The sequence below is a fragment of the Thermomonospora echinospora genome (assembly GCF_900108175.1).
GTDB classification, from domain to species: domain Bacteria; phylum Actinomycetota; class Actinomycetes; order Streptosporangiales; family Streptosporangiaceae; genus Thermomonospora; species Thermomonospora echinospora.
This window is the reverse complement of record NZ_FNVO01000009.1, coordinates 230638-243395: the sequence shown is the minus strand read 5'-3', so window position 1 is coordinate 243395 and position 12758 is coordinate 230638. Positions and strand designations below refer to the sequence as shown.

12 protein-coding genes are annotated in these 12758 nt (G+C 71.7%); 6 read left to right on the top strand and 6 right to left on the bottom strand.

Features of this window, described 5'->3' with window-relative positions:
- Nucleotides 1-10 precede the first annotated feature (10 nt).
- Nucleotides 11-1444, bottom strand: coding sequence for a MocR-like pyridoxine biosynthesis transcription factor PdxR (gene pdxR / locus C4U03_RS21660; RefSeq protein WP_103939655.1), 1434 nt, complete (start codon nt 1442-1444; stop codon nt 11-13).
- Nucleotides 1445-1551: 107 nt separating this feature from the next.
- Between pdxR and C4U03_RS21655 the strand changes: the two genes are divergently transcribed.
- Both C4U03_RS21655 and C4U03_RS21650 read left to right on the top strand, forming a co-directional pair.
- The gene (locus C4U03_RS21655; RefSeq protein ID WP_103939654.1) at nt 1552-2568 is read left to right on the top strand and encodes a DMT family transporter; all 1017 of its coding nucleotides are present in this window, start codon (nt 1552-1554) and stop codon (nt 2566-2568) included.
- A gap of 161 nt (nt 2569-2729) precedes the next feature.
- Nucleotides 2730-3173 (top strand): DUF6069 family protein, encoded by a 444-nt coding sequence (locus tag C4U03_RS21650; RefSeq protein WP_103939653.1) that lies wholly within the window; start codon nt 2730-2732, stop codon nt 3171-3173.
- A gap of 158 nt (nt 3174-3331) precedes the next feature.
- Here the strand turns inward: C4U03_RS21650 and C4U03_RS21645 are convergent, their stop codons facing one another.
- Entirely contained in the window at nt 3332-3820 is a 489-nt protein-coding gene (locus C4U03_RS21645) for an NUDIX hydrolase (protein ID WP_200827381.1), read from the bottom strand.
- A 198-nt stretch (nt 3821-4018) separates the two neighbouring features.
- On the opposite strand from C4U03_RS21645, the gene C4U03_RS21640 reads away from it, so the two are divergent.
- Complete coding sequence (locus C4U03_RS21640) at nt 4019-4921, top strand: alpha/beta fold hydrolase (protein ID WP_103939652.1); 903 nt, start codon at nt 4019-4021, stop codon at nt 4919-4921.
- Nucleotides 4922-4931: 10 nt separating this feature from the next.
- On the opposite strand, the gene C4U03_RS21635 is transcribed toward C4U03_RS21640, so the two are convergent.
- From C4U03_RS21635 to C4U03_RS21625, 3 genes are all read right to left on the bottom strand, one after another.
- Nucleotides 4932-5555, bottom strand: a complete 624-nt coding sequence (locus C4U03_RS21635; RefSeq protein WP_200827380.1) for a Fic family protein — start codon at nt 5553-5555, stop codon at nt 4932-4934.
- Nucleotides 5556-5646: 91 nt separating this feature from the next.
- Nucleotides 5647-7659 carry a WD40 repeat domain-containing protein gene (locus tag C4U03_RS21630; protein WP_103939651.1) on the bottom strand — a complete coding sequence of 671 codons (2013 nt, stop codon included), beginning with the start codon at nt 7657-7659 and terminating at the stop codon, nt 5647-5649.
- Nucleotides 7660-7787: 128 nt separating this feature from the next.
- On the bottom strand, nt 7788-8882 hold the full coding sequence (locus C4U03_RS21625) for a transposase family protein (RefSeq protein WP_103939650.1): 1095 nt from the start codon (nt 8880-8882) through the stop codon (nt 7788-7790).
- On the opposite strand from C4U03_RS21625, the gene C4U03_RS21620 reads away from it, so the two are divergent.
- Entirely contained in the window at nt 8763-9968 is a 1206-nt protein-coding gene (locus C4U03_RS21620) for a methyltransferase domain-containing protein (RefSeq protein ID WP_103939649.1), read from the top strand. The genes C4U03_RS21625 and C4U03_RS21620 overlap by 120 nt on opposite strands.
- An 11-nt stretch (nt 9969-9979) precedes the next feature.
- Here the strand turns inward: C4U03_RS21620 and C4U03_RS21615 are convergent, their stop codons facing one another.
- Nucleotides 9980-11335 carry a GH1 family beta-glucosidase gene (locus tag C4U03_RS21615; RefSeq protein ID WP_103939648.1) on the bottom strand — a complete coding sequence of 452 codons (1356 nt, stop codon included), beginning with the start codon at nt 11333-11335 and terminating at the stop codon, nt 9980-9982.
- Nucleotides 11336-11522: 187 nt separating this feature from the next.
- Between C4U03_RS21615 and C4U03_RS21610 the strand changes: the two genes are divergently transcribed.
- Together C4U03_RS21610 and C4U03_RS21605 are read left to right on the top strand one after the other, a co-directional pair.
- Complete coding sequence (locus tag C4U03_RS21610; protein WP_103939647.1) at nt 11523-12077, top strand: TetR/AcrR family transcriptional regulator; 555 nt, start codon at nt 11523-11525, stop codon at nt 12075-12077.
- Nucleotides 12078-12144: 67 nt separating this feature from the next.
- Nucleotides 12145-12744, top strand: coding sequence for an LURP-one-related/scramblase family protein (locus C4U03_RS21605; protein ID WP_103939646.1), 600 nt, complete (start codon nt 12145-12147; stop codon nt 12742-12744).
- Nucleotides 12745-12758 lie beyond the last annotated feature (14 nt).

The window sequence follows — 12758 nt, the reverse complement described above, 5'->3', positions numbered from 1 at the left end:
CGGGCCGCCTTCAGTGTGGGTGCCGGGCCGTGAAGCACTCCGCGAGCCGGCGCAGTCCCTCGGCTATCTCGGACGGCCGTATGCCGCCGTAGCCCAGCATGAGGCCCGCCTGGGCGGGGTGCTCGCCGCAGTAGTCGGCGAGGGAGTCGACACCGACCCCCGACGCGTGGGCGGCCGCGATCACCCCTTCCAGATCAACGGCGGCGTCCGGGGCGAGCCGCGCGCACAGGTGCAGGCCGGCGGCCGAGGGCACCGGCTGGAGCAGGCCGGGCAGGTGCTCCCGGAGGCCCGTCAGGATCTTCGTACGGCGCACCGCGTACTCCCGGGTCGCCCTGCGGACGTGACGGGCCATCAGCCCCTCGTCGAGGAAGCTCGCCAGCGCCCCCTGGGAGATCGGGTCGCCGTGCCAGTCGGTGAGCCGCTTGGCGGCGCGCAGCGCGGGCCGCAGCGAAGCCGGGGCGACCAGGAAGCCCAGCCGCAGCATGGGCAGCAGCGTCTTGGAGAAGGACCCGACGTAGACGACACGGCCGTAGCGGTCGAGGCTCTGCAGCGGTTCGAGCGGACGGCCCTCGAACCGGTACTCGCTGTCGTAGTCGTCCTCGATCACCACGGCGTCGTTGCGCTCGGCCCAGTCCAGCAGCGCGGCGCGGCGCGCCAGGGACATCGGCGTGCCCAGCGGGAACTGGTGGGACGGCGTGACGTACACCAGTCGGGCATCGCGCGGCAGACGCGCCACGTCCAGCCCCTCGGAGTCGACCGGGACACCGGTCACCCGGGCGCCCAGCGACTGCAGCAGCAGCCGTGCCGGGCGGTGCCCCGGCTCCTCGACCGCCACGCGACACCCGGGCTCGACCAGCACCCGGGCGATGATGTCGAGCGCCTGCTGCGCCCCCTGGGTGACGATGATGTCGTCGGCGCCCGCCTTCACCGACCGTGCGACGCCCACGTACCGGGCGATCGCCGCCCGCAGGCCGGCGTGCCCGGCGGGCTCGGCATAGCCCGAGGGCAGGGAGGACCGCCGCAGCTCGCGGGCGATGAGCCGCCGCCACGTCTCCAGCGGGAACAGCGCGGGATCCGGCATCCCGACACGGAAGTCGTACGGCGGCGGCTCGGCGTGCCCGGCCAGGTCGGCAAGGGACTCCCACAGCGCCCGCGGTCGCACGCCGCCGCCCGCCGGCGCGTTCCTGGGCCGGGCCTGGGAGAGGGGCTGCTCGCACACGAACGTTCCGGCGCCGACCCGTCCGACGAGGAACCCTTCGGCGGTGAGGCGGTCGTAGGCCACCGCCACGGTGTTGCGCGAGACGCCCAGCCGCCGCGCCAGTTCGCGCGTGGACGGCAGGCGCTCCCCGGCCCGCAGCCGGCCGTCCAGGACGGCGTCGAGGAGCTGCCGGTAGATCCGGGTGGCCAGGTCGCCGCGTCCGGCGAGGCTGACGTGGAACTCCATCGGCGGCTCCAATGGCCCAATCTGTTCAACGGTTATTGGATCTTATGTCCGGCCAATCGCCCTCATAGCGTGCTGCTCAGAAGGTTCCGAGTGAACGGGTGTGAATCGTGAGCGGTCGTGGCTGGGCGCTGTTCGCCCTGATGAGCGTGATCTGGGGGATCCCCTACCTGATGATCAAAGTGGTGGTGGAGGGGGTGTCCGTCCCCGTCCTGGTGTTCGCGCGGACCGCGGTGGGTGCCGCGGTGCTGCTGCCGCTGGCCCTGCGCGGCGGCGGACTGGCCGGGCTGCGCCCGTACTGGCGGCCCCTGGCGGCCTTCGCGGCGCTGGAGATCATCGTCCCATGGTGGCTGCTGTCGGACGCCGAGCGCCATCTCACCAGCTCGATGACCGGCCTGCTCATCGCGGCCTCGCCCATCGTCGCGGCGGTGCTGTCCCGGCTGACCGCCAACGCCGAGCGGCTCAGCGCCGTCCGGTGGGCGGGCCTGGCCGTGGGGCTGGCCGGGGTGGCCGTCCTGGCCGGGCCGCAACTGCACGGCGGCGCCCCCTGGCCGATCGCCGAGGTGCTGCTGGCCGCCGCCTGCTATGCCACGGCCCCGCTCATCGCCGCACACTGGCTGCGGGACGTCCCGGCCCTGCCGATGACCGCCGCGTGCCTGGGCCTGGCGGCGCTGGTCTACACGCCCCCGGCCGCCATGACCTGGCCGGACGCCCTGCCCGCCGGACGGGTGCTGGCCGCCCTCGCCGGCCTGGCCATCGTCTGCACCGCCCTGGCGTTCATCGTCTTCTTCGCCCTCATCCGCGAGGTCGGCACGTCCCGGGCGCTGGTCTTCACCTACGTCAACCCGGCGGTCGCCGTCACCGCCGGAGTCCTGGTGCTCAACGAGCCCCTCACCGCCACGATCCTCGCCTCGTTCGCCCTGATCCTCGGCGGCTCCGTACTGGCCACCGCCTCCCAGTCCGGCGACAAGAACGAGACCACCACCGCCTCCCAGGCAGACGGGAACGAGGCCACCGCCTCCCAGGCCGGTGAGAACGAGACCGCCGCGTCCCAGGTCGGCGACGGGAACGAGGCCGGCGCCGCCCGGCAGGCTCCTGCGCCGGAACGCGCACCGGCGGGCTGCTGAACGGCCTCGCCGAGCCGGTTACGCCCCGGGCGCCGAGGGCCGGAGCAAAACCGTAAAGGTCCCGTAAGCGCCCCTTGCCATGGTGGACCCATCGAGCCGATCACCGGACCGGCCGGAACCGGAGAGACCGGTTCCCGTTCCTCACCGAAGGAGTTACCGCCATGACCACCGTGACCGCCGCTCAGACCGTTCAGACCGCTCCGTCCCAGCCCGCGCGCCGGCGGGCCCGCCTCACCGCCGTGGGGAGCGCGGTGCTGGTCAACAGCGTGCTGTACGTCGCCGGCCGCCTGGCGGGCGTCGACTTCAAGCTGACCGCGCCGGGCACCGTGGAGCCGCACCAGCTGATCCTGCCGGAGATCATCGCCTTCACCCTGCTGTTCGGCCTGCTGGGATGGGGGGCGCTGGCTGCCCTGGAGCGGCTGACCCGCCGCGCCCACGCCATCTGGGCGGTGCTGGCCACCACGGTGCTGGTCGTCTCGTTCGCGCCGATCTGGATCGAGCACGCCACCAGCAGCACCAGGGCCATGCTGGTCGTCCTCCACCTGGTGGTGGCCACCGCCCTGTTCCCCCTGCTGCGCCAGGGCCCCGGCGTCCCGGCGAAGTGACCCACCGGATCCACTCCGAAAACTCGAATACCGGACACGGCTGACGGCCCGGGACGTGACGTCCCGGGCCGCCGACGTTCCACGGACCGTACGGCTGCCTTCGAGGGGCATCCTGTGATCCGGCCACCGCGAAGGCCGAACGATCCCCCGGCCTGCTGCTATCCGTTCGGTTGCCGTCCGAGGCGGGTGAGCAGCGCCAGGGTCGTGTCGATGATCTGGCTGCCGTCAGGGGGAGGGGCGTCCGTGTCCCACCAGTGGACGGCGCTGATCTCCTGGTTGGGAGTGAAGTCGTCGTGGCGGGTGGCGACGTGGGCGGTGTAGATGGCGGCGTACTCGTCGCGCGGCGGGCCGGTGAGCCGGAAGCGTGCGTACCCGGCGAGGGTGAGGGCGGGCAGGTGCAGCCCGCTCTCCTCGTGCAGTTCCCGGACGGCTGCCTGGCGGGGTGTCTCGCCGGGGTCGATCCGGCCGCCCGGCAGTTCCCACTGCCGCCGGAACCGGTCGAAGACCAGCAGCAGATGCCGCCCGCACCAGACCACGGCCAAAGCCGCGGGCATCGGCGCGTCGTCCGGCACACCGGGAACGCGCATGACCGGTAGGAACGCCGTCAGTGCGTTCCCCTTCCCGTCCAGAGCCAAGACTCGGTCCATGCCCCCATGGTGAGCATTCGGTGCGCCCTGCGGCGACCCCTGCGTCGGCCCGGCGCCCGCCGGGCGGGTGCTGCCGGGGCCAGGGACGGGCGGCTTCCCGGATCGGCCGCGCACCTTGCTAATGGTAAGCAACCTATTGACACATTAGATCGGCGATCGTTATATCTAATGCTTGATCACCGGAGAAAGGCGTTAGAGATGGCCGTCGCCCCGATCGCCCGCACCGCTCACCGCCACCTCGACGTCGATGGCGTCCGGGTCTTCTACCGCGAGTCCCTGCCCGAGCGGACGGACGCGCCCGTGCTGCTGCTCCTGCACGGCTTCCCGTCCGCGTCGCACCAGTTCCGCCGCCTCATCGACGTCCTCGGCGCGAGCTACCGGCTGGTCGCCCCCGACTACCCCGGCTTCGGGCACACCGAGGTCCCGGACGGCTTCACCTACTCCTTCGACCGGCTCGCCGACATCACCGAGGGGTTCGTCCAGCGCCTGGGCCTGACCCGGTTCGTGATGTACGTGTTCGACTTCGGCGCCCCGGTCGGCTTCCGGCTGGCCGAGCGGCACCCGGAGTGGATCGCGGGCCTGGTCGTCCAGAACGGCAACGCCTACACCGAGGGCCTGTCGGACGGTGCCCGCGACTTCATCGCGCTGCGCCCCGGCACGCCCGGCGCCGAGGAGACCATCCGCGGCCTGCTGACCCTCGACGGAACGCGCGGCCAGTACGAGACCGGCGTACCCGACCCGGCGCTACTGGCCTTTGACGGCTGGACCCTCGACCAGCACTTCCTCGACCTGCCCGGCCGCAAGGAGGCCCAGGTCGCCCTGGCCTTCGACTACCACTCCAACCTCCAGCACTACGACCGCTGGCAGTCCTGGCTGCGCAAGCACACCCCGCCCACCCTCATCACCTGGGGCGTCGGCGACCCGTTCTTCCCCGAGCCCGGCGCCCGCGCCTACCTGCGCGACCTCCCCGACGCCGAACTCCACCTCTTCGACACCGGCCACTTCGCCCTGGAAACCCACCTCCCCGAGATAGCCCCCCTCATCGCCACCTTCCTCGACCGCACCTGGCCCCAGCAGCCCGCCGCGCGGCGCAGCCGGTGATTTCGCTGCGTCAGCTCGGCACCCGGGCGTCTCGATACGGGTCGTCGAAAGGCTGCGTGGAACGCTTCACGGCATCCATGACCGGTTGCATCGCCGGTCCCGCGGTGTAGTAGCGGCCTCGTGCCTCACCCTGGGGGGCGAGCCAGCGGAGACGGCACAGTTCCCGGATGTCCCTGATGGACTGCTGCACGCTCAGCTCGGCGTCCTGCTGGTAGATCGTGCGCCGTACGCGGGATCCCCAGAACGCGGGCAGGAGGGCGAACGCCGTCCGCTCGTCCAGGCCGGCTCCGGTGACGGCCTCCGAGAGGGCGATCCAGGCCCGGTCGAGGAGGTCGATGCGCCGCCTGGCCTGCTGAGCCTGTATGTGGTGGGCGCGCAGGCAGAACCTGATCCACGGATGGGTGTCGCGCTGCGGGCTCCAGCGCGGCCCGCCGACCTCTTCGAGCACCTGGTAGTAGGCATAGGTGTTCTGACCTCTGCCGAGCCACTCCTCGATCGAGGAGAACTCCGGCGGCATCAGCGCCTCCCGGGAGAACACCAGCGTCGACAGTGCACGGGACATCCGGCCGTTGGTGGCCTTGAGCACCTTCGGCTGCGGGGCCACCGTGACGTCGGCTGCGGGCCACCGTGACATTGGGTGCAGGGTCGCCGGTGCTGCGGTGTCACCCTGCTCGGGATGGTCTCAGCGGCTTTGGGGGCCGGGTCTTGGGAGCGGTCGGGGTGGGTCAGGGGGTCGCTGTTTCCTGTCGGGTGGGGCGGAAGGTGGTGAGGGATCCGGCGTAGACGGCGTGCAGCAGGTCGTCTGGGCCCCAGGCCAGGTCGGTGATGGGGGCGGGGCAGACGGCGATGGTCTGCTGCCGGATGCCGGTGAGGGGGTCCCAGAGGGCGATGACGCCGCTTTTGTTGCCGGTGGCTACCAGGGGGTGGCCGTTCTTGAGGGCGACGGTGTCGTGGTTGCTTCCGAAGGTGGGGCCGTAGGTGGTGCCGCCGAACGGGTCCCACAGTTGCAGTGTTCCGTGCCACGGCGGCTCTCCTGGGCCCTGGATGAGGAGCCGGGTGCCCGATTCGGCGAAGGTCAGGACGCGGTGGCCGTGGTTCACGGTGCCCAGGGGGGTGCCGAAGCGGAGGCCGTACATGTCCAGCCTTCCGTTCTCCAGCCGGTCGTCGTGCCAGGCGAGCAGGAGGGTGGGCAGGCCGTCCAGTTCGGTGATGTGCAGCAGTGGTGCCGGTCCGTGGGCGGGCAGGGGGCGCCGCCAGATCGGGGCGCCGGTCATCGCATCCACGAGGCTGAGCGTGCGGTTGTGCAGGTGGGCCAGCACCGGCCGGTGGTGCAGTTCGCCCACGGCCCAGGTGCGGTCGTCACCGATGCGGATGCCGGGGCCCAGGGGCTCGCCGGTGACCGGGTCCAGGTGCCGGATGTCGGGGCCGTCCTGCATGAATGCCACGTTCCGGTCGCCGACCGTTCGTACGGCCAGGTGATGGTGCTCCCAGGGAAGCGGGCGGCCGGGCAGGGAACGCGGCCGGTGCCTTGGAGGGGCGGCGAGTTTCCACCGGTTGTGGAGGGTGGGGTCGGGGCTCGGTTCGCCCTGCGGCGCCAGGACCGCCAGGTCGTGGCCGAAGGCCACCACCAGGCGGCCGTCCGGGCTCCAGGCGATCGCGCCGACCTGGTCGGGGAAGCGCAGCGGCGTGCCGATCGGCCGCCGGGTCCGCAGGTCCCACACCAGCACGGAGCCGTCCTGCGCGCCGGTCGCCACCAGGTGCCCGGCCACGGCCGCCGTGCAGCCCGGCTGCCAGGCGCCGAACGTTCCGCCCCGGCAGGTCGCGTCCACGGGATCCAGTACGCGCAGGCCCCCGCCGTACGAGACGGTCAGGAAGCCGGGGCCGTCCTGGTCCTCGACCACAGCGACGTCCGTGATGCGGGCGGACTCGTCGGAGGCGATCTGCCTGCCGGTGCGCAGGTCCCACAGCGGCGACGCCTGGCCGATGGCGGTGGCGACGACCGGTCCCCGGGCGGTCGGCAGCGCCGCCACCGCACGGGCCTCCTCGCCGTAGAGCGGGACCAGGCGCGGGCCGACCTGTTCGCCCGTGGCCGCGTCGAACACCAGGGCGCGGCGGCCGGAGTCCCCGACGACGATCGTCTTTCGGCCGTCCAGGTCGGCGCAGGCGACCGCCGTGGCAGAGCCGGTGGCGATCCGGGCGGTGCCGCCCAGGGGGGTGCGGGCGGCCGGGTCCAGCAGCGACACCGTGCCGTCGCTGCGGCCCAGGACGGCGGCGGTACGCCCGTCCAACTCGGTGAGGGCCACCGCCTCGACGTCTGTGCCGAGCGGGTCGCCGATCGGGCGGCCGTCGGTGAGGTCCCGTACCCGGGCGGTCCGGTCCTCGCCCAGGGAGACCACGATGGGACGGCCGTCGAGTACGCCGCACGCGATCTGCCGCACTGGCCGCTCGTGGGCGGGATGTTGCGGCCCGGTCGCCCACACCGGGCGCCAGGGCGAAGGCAAGCCCTGGGCCAGTTCGGCGGCGAGGTCGGGGGCGCCCCGGCGTACGGCGTCCAGGGTCAGCATCCACCGGCGGGTCACCGGGTCGGCGTGCTCGTGGCGGTGGTGGGATGTGCGGTAGACCGTGGCGATCAGCTTCTCCCGCGCCGAGCGCGCCATGCCGTGCGCGTGCAGCATCTCACCGGGTGCGCCCTCGGCCAGGGACTGCGGGGACCAGGGCTGCGGGACGTTCCCGCTCATCGGGCGGCTCCTCGGGTCGCGACGTGACCGGCACCGGGTTCGCCGCTTCCCGCTCGTGCCACGTACAGATCTTGGCCGCCGACGCGTCCGCAGACCATGCAGAACGACACACGGAGCTGTTTCCATCCTCAGTTGATGTGGTGGTGCAGGGTGAGGATCGCTTGAACGATGGCGGTGATTCGGCTGGGCGAGCAGCGGGCGCGACGCAGGATGTGCCAGCGTTTGAGAGCGGCGGCTCCTTGCTCGCCAACAGCGCGGACCTGGGCGTGATGCCGGTTGAAGAGCTTCTTGCGCCGACCGGGCTTGCGGTGCTCACGGCGTTTGAACGGGGTGCCGACGGCGCCGCCCGCCCCTTGATAAGCCTTGTCGGCGTAGCAGGCGATGGCTCGCTGGGTGAGCGCGTCGATGATGCCGTGAGCACGGGCTGCGGTCAGATCATGAGTTGAGCCGGGCAACGCCGGGGAGGCCCACGGCAACCGGCCGTGCGGATCGGTCAGGAACTGGATGTTCACCCCGTGCCGGTGGTGCTTGCCGGAGTAGTACAGCCGGTCGTTCGTTCCCGACAGCCGGTCGATCCCGGCCAGGGTGCTGTCCAGTTCCTCACCGGAATGGTCACGGGCTTCTGGCTGGTCGCCGGGCTCGCGGCCGTCTGCGGCGGCCCGTCCGTGGACGACGGGTAGCGCCTGGAGACCCCTCCGGGCCGGCAGAAGGTACGGCTCCTCGGCCGGTCCGGAGGCTGTGATCCGCCAGGCCGGGCGTGCGCGGTCTCTCGTCCGGAATACGAGAGATGCCCGGCCTGGAACCGACCGGGAAAGGGGTGATGCGATGTAGCGAACAATGTGCCGGAGCGTCAGGGCGGGATTTCCCGGCAGCCCCCGATGGGGAGTCCCGCCCGCCTCGCGGGAACGGCCATGGGCGGGAGAGCGCGTCCATGGCCCGTCAGAAAACGTGAACAATCCTCGGCAACGAACGGGATTCTGCCGATACAAGGAGGCCGGTATGGGAGAACACGAGAACAAGGACGAAAAGAAGATCAGGCAAGACGGCCGGCAGAAGGGCCGTCCGATTCCCCCCCAAGGACAAAGGCAAGGGCGGTGGCCGGCATGAGAAGTGACGTCCCCGACGTACGGGCGCTCGTTGACGCGCTCGCCGATCGGCTCACCGTAAGCGGCGCCATGACCGACCCCTCCTGGCGCGAAGTACTCCGCGAGGTGCCCCGGCACCTGTTCGCGCCGCCCGTGGCGTGGGCGGCCCCCGGGGGCGGCGGGCCGTACCGGATCGACGTGCGCAAGGACCCCGCCCGCTGGTGGGAGGCGGTGTACGCGCCCGGCACGGTGGTGCTCACCCAGTTCGAGGACGGCGCGGCGGACATCACCGGCGAGCCGGACGAGCCCGGCGAGCTGGGAGCGCCGACCTCGTCGCTGTCGGCCCCCGACATCGTCCTGCCGTTCCTGGAACTGCTGCACCCGATCCCCGGCCAGCGGATCCTGGACGTCGGAACGGGCAACGGCTGGACCGCCGCGCTGCTGTGCGAGCGGGTCGGCGACCGGCACGTGGTGTCGGCCGAGGTGGACGAACGCGTCGCCGCGCAGGCGGCGGCCAACCTGGAGACGGCCGGATACGCGCCGGAGCTCATCGTCGGTGACGCCGCGTCCTGCCTGCCGGATGGCGGCGGCGTCCCGTTCGACATCGTGCACGTCACCTGCGGTGTGGCGACGCTTCCCTACGCCTGGGTACAGCGGGCGCGGCCCGGGGCGGCCATCGCGTTCCCCTGGATGCCCGACTTCGGCTACGGCTACCGGGTGCGCCTGGACGTCATGCCCGATGGGACGGCCCTGGGACGGCTGGCCGGATCGGCGGGGTACATGATGATGCGGTCACAGCGCGGGCACCGCAGCACTCCCGTACGGGAGTGGACCGCCGCAGTGGAGGACTTCGCCACGTCGGAGACCCGCCTCGACCCCCGCCTGATCTGGCACACGCCGGGCGGCGGGCTGGAGGCGGCGATGTCCATGCTCGTTCCGGGTGTACGCGCCGCCCTGTTCCACGACACCGAGCCGACGGGCGAGTCCACCCTGTGGCTGCTGGACGCCGCCGGGCCGGGCGGACCCTGGGCCTCGGTGGACTACGTGCCCGGCAAGGACCACTTCACCGTCGAGCAGGCCGGCGACCGGAAGCTGTGGGACGAGGTCGAGGCCGCCTACTTCCAGTGGGTCCGCTGGGGCCGCCCCGGCCTGGATCGCTTCGGCCTGACCGTTGCCCCGGACGGCCAGCGCGTCTGGCTCGACGATCCCGTTCCCCACATCTGAACGGGATCGGCTCAGGGGCGACCGGCCTCGCCGTCCGACCTGGATCGGGCGATGAAGTCGCGGTACCAGGCGTAGGAGCTCTTGGGGGTGCGGCGTTGGGTCTCGTAGTCGATGTGGACGAGGCCGAAGCGGGGGTGGTAGCCCTCGGACCACTCGAAGTTGTCCATGAGCGACCAGACGAAGTAGCCCCGCACGTCGATGCCCTCGTCCACAGCCCTGTGGATGGAGGACAGGTGGGCGCCGAGGAAGGCGATGCGGGCCGGGTCGTCCACCGTGCCGGACGGGCCGGGCCGGTCGTCGTAGGAGCAGCCGTTCTCGGTGATGTGGACGGGCGGCAGGGACGTCGAGTAGGTCTCGTTCAGGGTGCGCAGCAGTGACAGCAGCGCGTCGGGGACGACGGGCCAGCCCATGCCGGTCACCGGATACTCCTCGACCGGGACGATCTCGAACGGCAGGGGGTCGCCGGGGGCCGGGGCCCTGAGGCGGGTCGGCTGGTAGTAGTTGACGCCCAGGAAGTCGATCGGCGCCCCGATCGCCGCCAGGTCGCCGTCCCGGACGTGGGACGAGGGGTCCGGGCCGCCGAGGACGGACAGGTCGGGGTACTGGGCGAGCAGCACCGGCTCGGTGAACAGGCGGTTCATGAACAGGTCGAAGGTCGCCGCCGCCCGCCGGTCGGCCGCCGAGGACTCGTCCTGCGCCCAGGCGGGCGAGTAGTGGTTGGCCAGGCCGACCCGCCGGGCGCCCTGGTCGCGCAGCGCGTCGACCGCCAGGCCGTGGCCGAGCAACTGGTGGTGGGCGGTGGGCAGGGCGTCGAGCAGGAGGGCGCGGCCGGGGGCGTAGACGCCGAAGGCGTATCCGTAGGCGGTGACCACGACCGGCTCGTTCAGGGTGATCCAGGTGTCGACGCGGTCGGCGAGCCGCCCGGCCACCAGGGCGGCGTAGTCGGCGAACCGGTGGGCGACCTCGCGGCTCAGCCAGCCGCCCGCGTCCTCCAGCGCCTGCGGCAGGTCCCAGTGGAAGAGGGTGGGGAACGGGGTGATGCCGCGTTCCAGCAGCCCGTCCACCAGCCGTTCGTAGAAGTCCAGGCCCTTGGGGTTGGCAGGCCCGCGCCCGTCCGGCTGCACGCGCGGCCAGGCGATGGAGAAGCGGTAGGCGTCCACGCCCAGGCCCGCCAGGAGCGCGAGGTCCTCGGGCCAGCGGTGGTAGTGGTCGCAGGCCACGTCGCCGGTGTGGCCGTCGCGGACTCGGCCGGGCTCGCGGCAGAAGGTGTCCCAGACCGAGACGCCGCGGCCGTCCTCGGCGACGCCGCCCTCGATCTGGTAGGCGGCGGTCGCCACGCCCCAGCGGAAGCCTGCCGGAAACGCCATCGGTCCTCCTCGGGCATGAACGCCAGGAACGCCAGGAACGTGAATAAGTCTCGCATTCTACCGGCGGGCAGGTCCGTACGGCGCGCCATCCGCCGGTTACGGGAAGAATGGGAGGGTGATAGAGACCCGGTCGACCCCACTGCGCCGTCGTCCCGCCCAGCGCCGCAGTGCCGAGAGGGTTCAGCGCATGCTCGACGCCTGCGCCGAGATCCTGGACGAGAGCGGCTACGACGGCCTGTCCACCACGCGCATCGCGCAGCGCGCCGAGGTGGCGATCGGCTCGGTGTACCAGTTCTTCCCCGACAAGCGGGCGGTGGCGCAGGCGCTGGCGCTGCGCAACCTGGAGACGTTCGGCGAACGGGTCTCGCGGCTGCTGGCCGAGGAGAGCTTCGCGCACTGGTCCGACACGGTCGGCGCCATCATCGACATCTTCGTCGACATGAACCGCACCGTGCCCGGCTTCCGGGTGCTGCGCTTCGGGGACGTGGCCGACGTCAACCTGCTGGACGAGTCGGCCGACAACAACTCGGTGGTGGCCGAGCGGCTGCGGCTGCTCATCGTGGGCGTGTTCGGGGTCGCCGACACCCCGGAGACGGCACGGGCGATCTCCATCGCGGTGGAGGCCGCCGACGCGGTGCTCAAGATGGCCTTCCGCCGCGACCCGGACGGCGACCCCGCCGTGCTGGCCGAGGCCAAGCGGCTCATCCACGGCTACCTGGCCGGACATATCGACATGTCATGATTTGCCGCTGGTGTGGAAGACTCCGCTTGCTTTGACGGGATCCACAATGGAGGGCTCGGTGAGCGGTATGAACGTCGACAGACTCCAGGCGTGCACCAGATTCCTGGTGCGGCAGCGCATTCGGTTCATGGTCAACCAGTACGAGGTCCACACCGAGGCTCAGGGCGGCTCGGAGGGGGAGTTGGTCGCCTTCGCCCAGCAGAAGCGGCTGGCCTTCAAGGAGGAGGTCACCCTCTACAGCGACACCGACAAGAAGAACCCGTTCCTGAGGTTCAAGGCGCGCAAGCGGATCGACCTGGGGGCGACCTACGACGTCACCGACGCGGCCGGGCAGCCGATCGGCACGTTCAAGAAGGACTTCGCCAAGTCCCTGCTGTCCTCGACCTGGCATCTGGAGCAGCCCGGCCTGGGCGTCACCACCGGCAGCGAACGCAGCCGGGCCGTGGCGTTGCTGCGGCGGGGCTGGGAGTTCATCCCGTTCGTGTCGAACCTGCCGTTCGCCTGGCCGTACCACTTCGACTTCGTGGCCGGTGACCAGGTGGTCTTCTCGGTGGACAAGAAGTTCGGGCTGCGCGACCGCTACGTGGTCGACATCCGCGACCCGCGGCTGGACCGCCGGCTGGTCATCGCCCAGGCCATCGCACTGGACGCGTTGCAGTCCCGCTGATGTGCCGCTGACGT

What these genes read in the sequence shown, in the direction of transcription:
- pdxR (WP_103939655.1), bottom strand. Translation starts at nt 1,444, where the DNA reads ATGGAGTTCCACGTCAGCCTCGCCGGACGCGGCGACCTGGCCACCCGG.
- C4U03_RS21650 (WP_103939653.1), top strand. Translation starts at nt 2,730, where the DNA reads ATGACCACCGTGACCGCCGCTCAGACCGTTCAGACCGCTCCGTCCCAG.
- C4U03_RS21645 (WP_200827381.1), bottom strand. Translation starts at nt 3,820, where the DNA reads ATGGACCGAGTCTTGGCTCTGGACGGGAAGGGGAACGCACTGACGGCG.
- C4U03_RS21640 (WP_103939652.1), top strand. Translation starts at nt 4,019, where the DNA reads ATGGCCGTCGCCCCGATCGCCCGCACCGCTCACCGCCACCTCGACGTC.
- C4U03_RS21635 (WP_200827380.1), bottom strand. Translation starts at nt 5,555, where the DNA reads ATGTCACGGTGGCCCGCAGCCGACGTCACGGTGGCCCCGCAGCCGAAG.
- C4U03_RS21630 (WP_103939651.1), bottom strand. Translation starts at nt 7,659, where the DNA reads ATGAGCGGGAACGTCCCGCAGCCCTGGTCCCCGCAGTCCCTGGCCGAG.
- C4U03_RS21620 (WP_103939649.1), top strand. Translation starts at nt 8,763, where the DNA reads ATGAGAAGTGACGTCCCCGACGTACGGGCGCTCGTTGACGCGCTCGCC.
- C4U03_RS21615 (WP_103939648.1), bottom strand. Translation starts at nt 11,335, where the DNA reads ATGGCGTTTCCGGCAGGCTTCCGCTGGGGCGTGGCGACCGCCGCCTAC.
- C4U03_RS21610 (WP_103939647.1), top strand. Translation starts at nt 11,523, where the DNA reads ATGCTCGACGCCTGCGCCGAGATCCTGGACGAGAGCGGCTACGACGGC.
- C4U03_RS21605 (WP_103939646.1), top strand. Translation starts at nt 12,145, where the DNA reads ATGAACGTCGACAGACTCCAGGCGTGCACCAGATTCCTGGTGCGGCAG.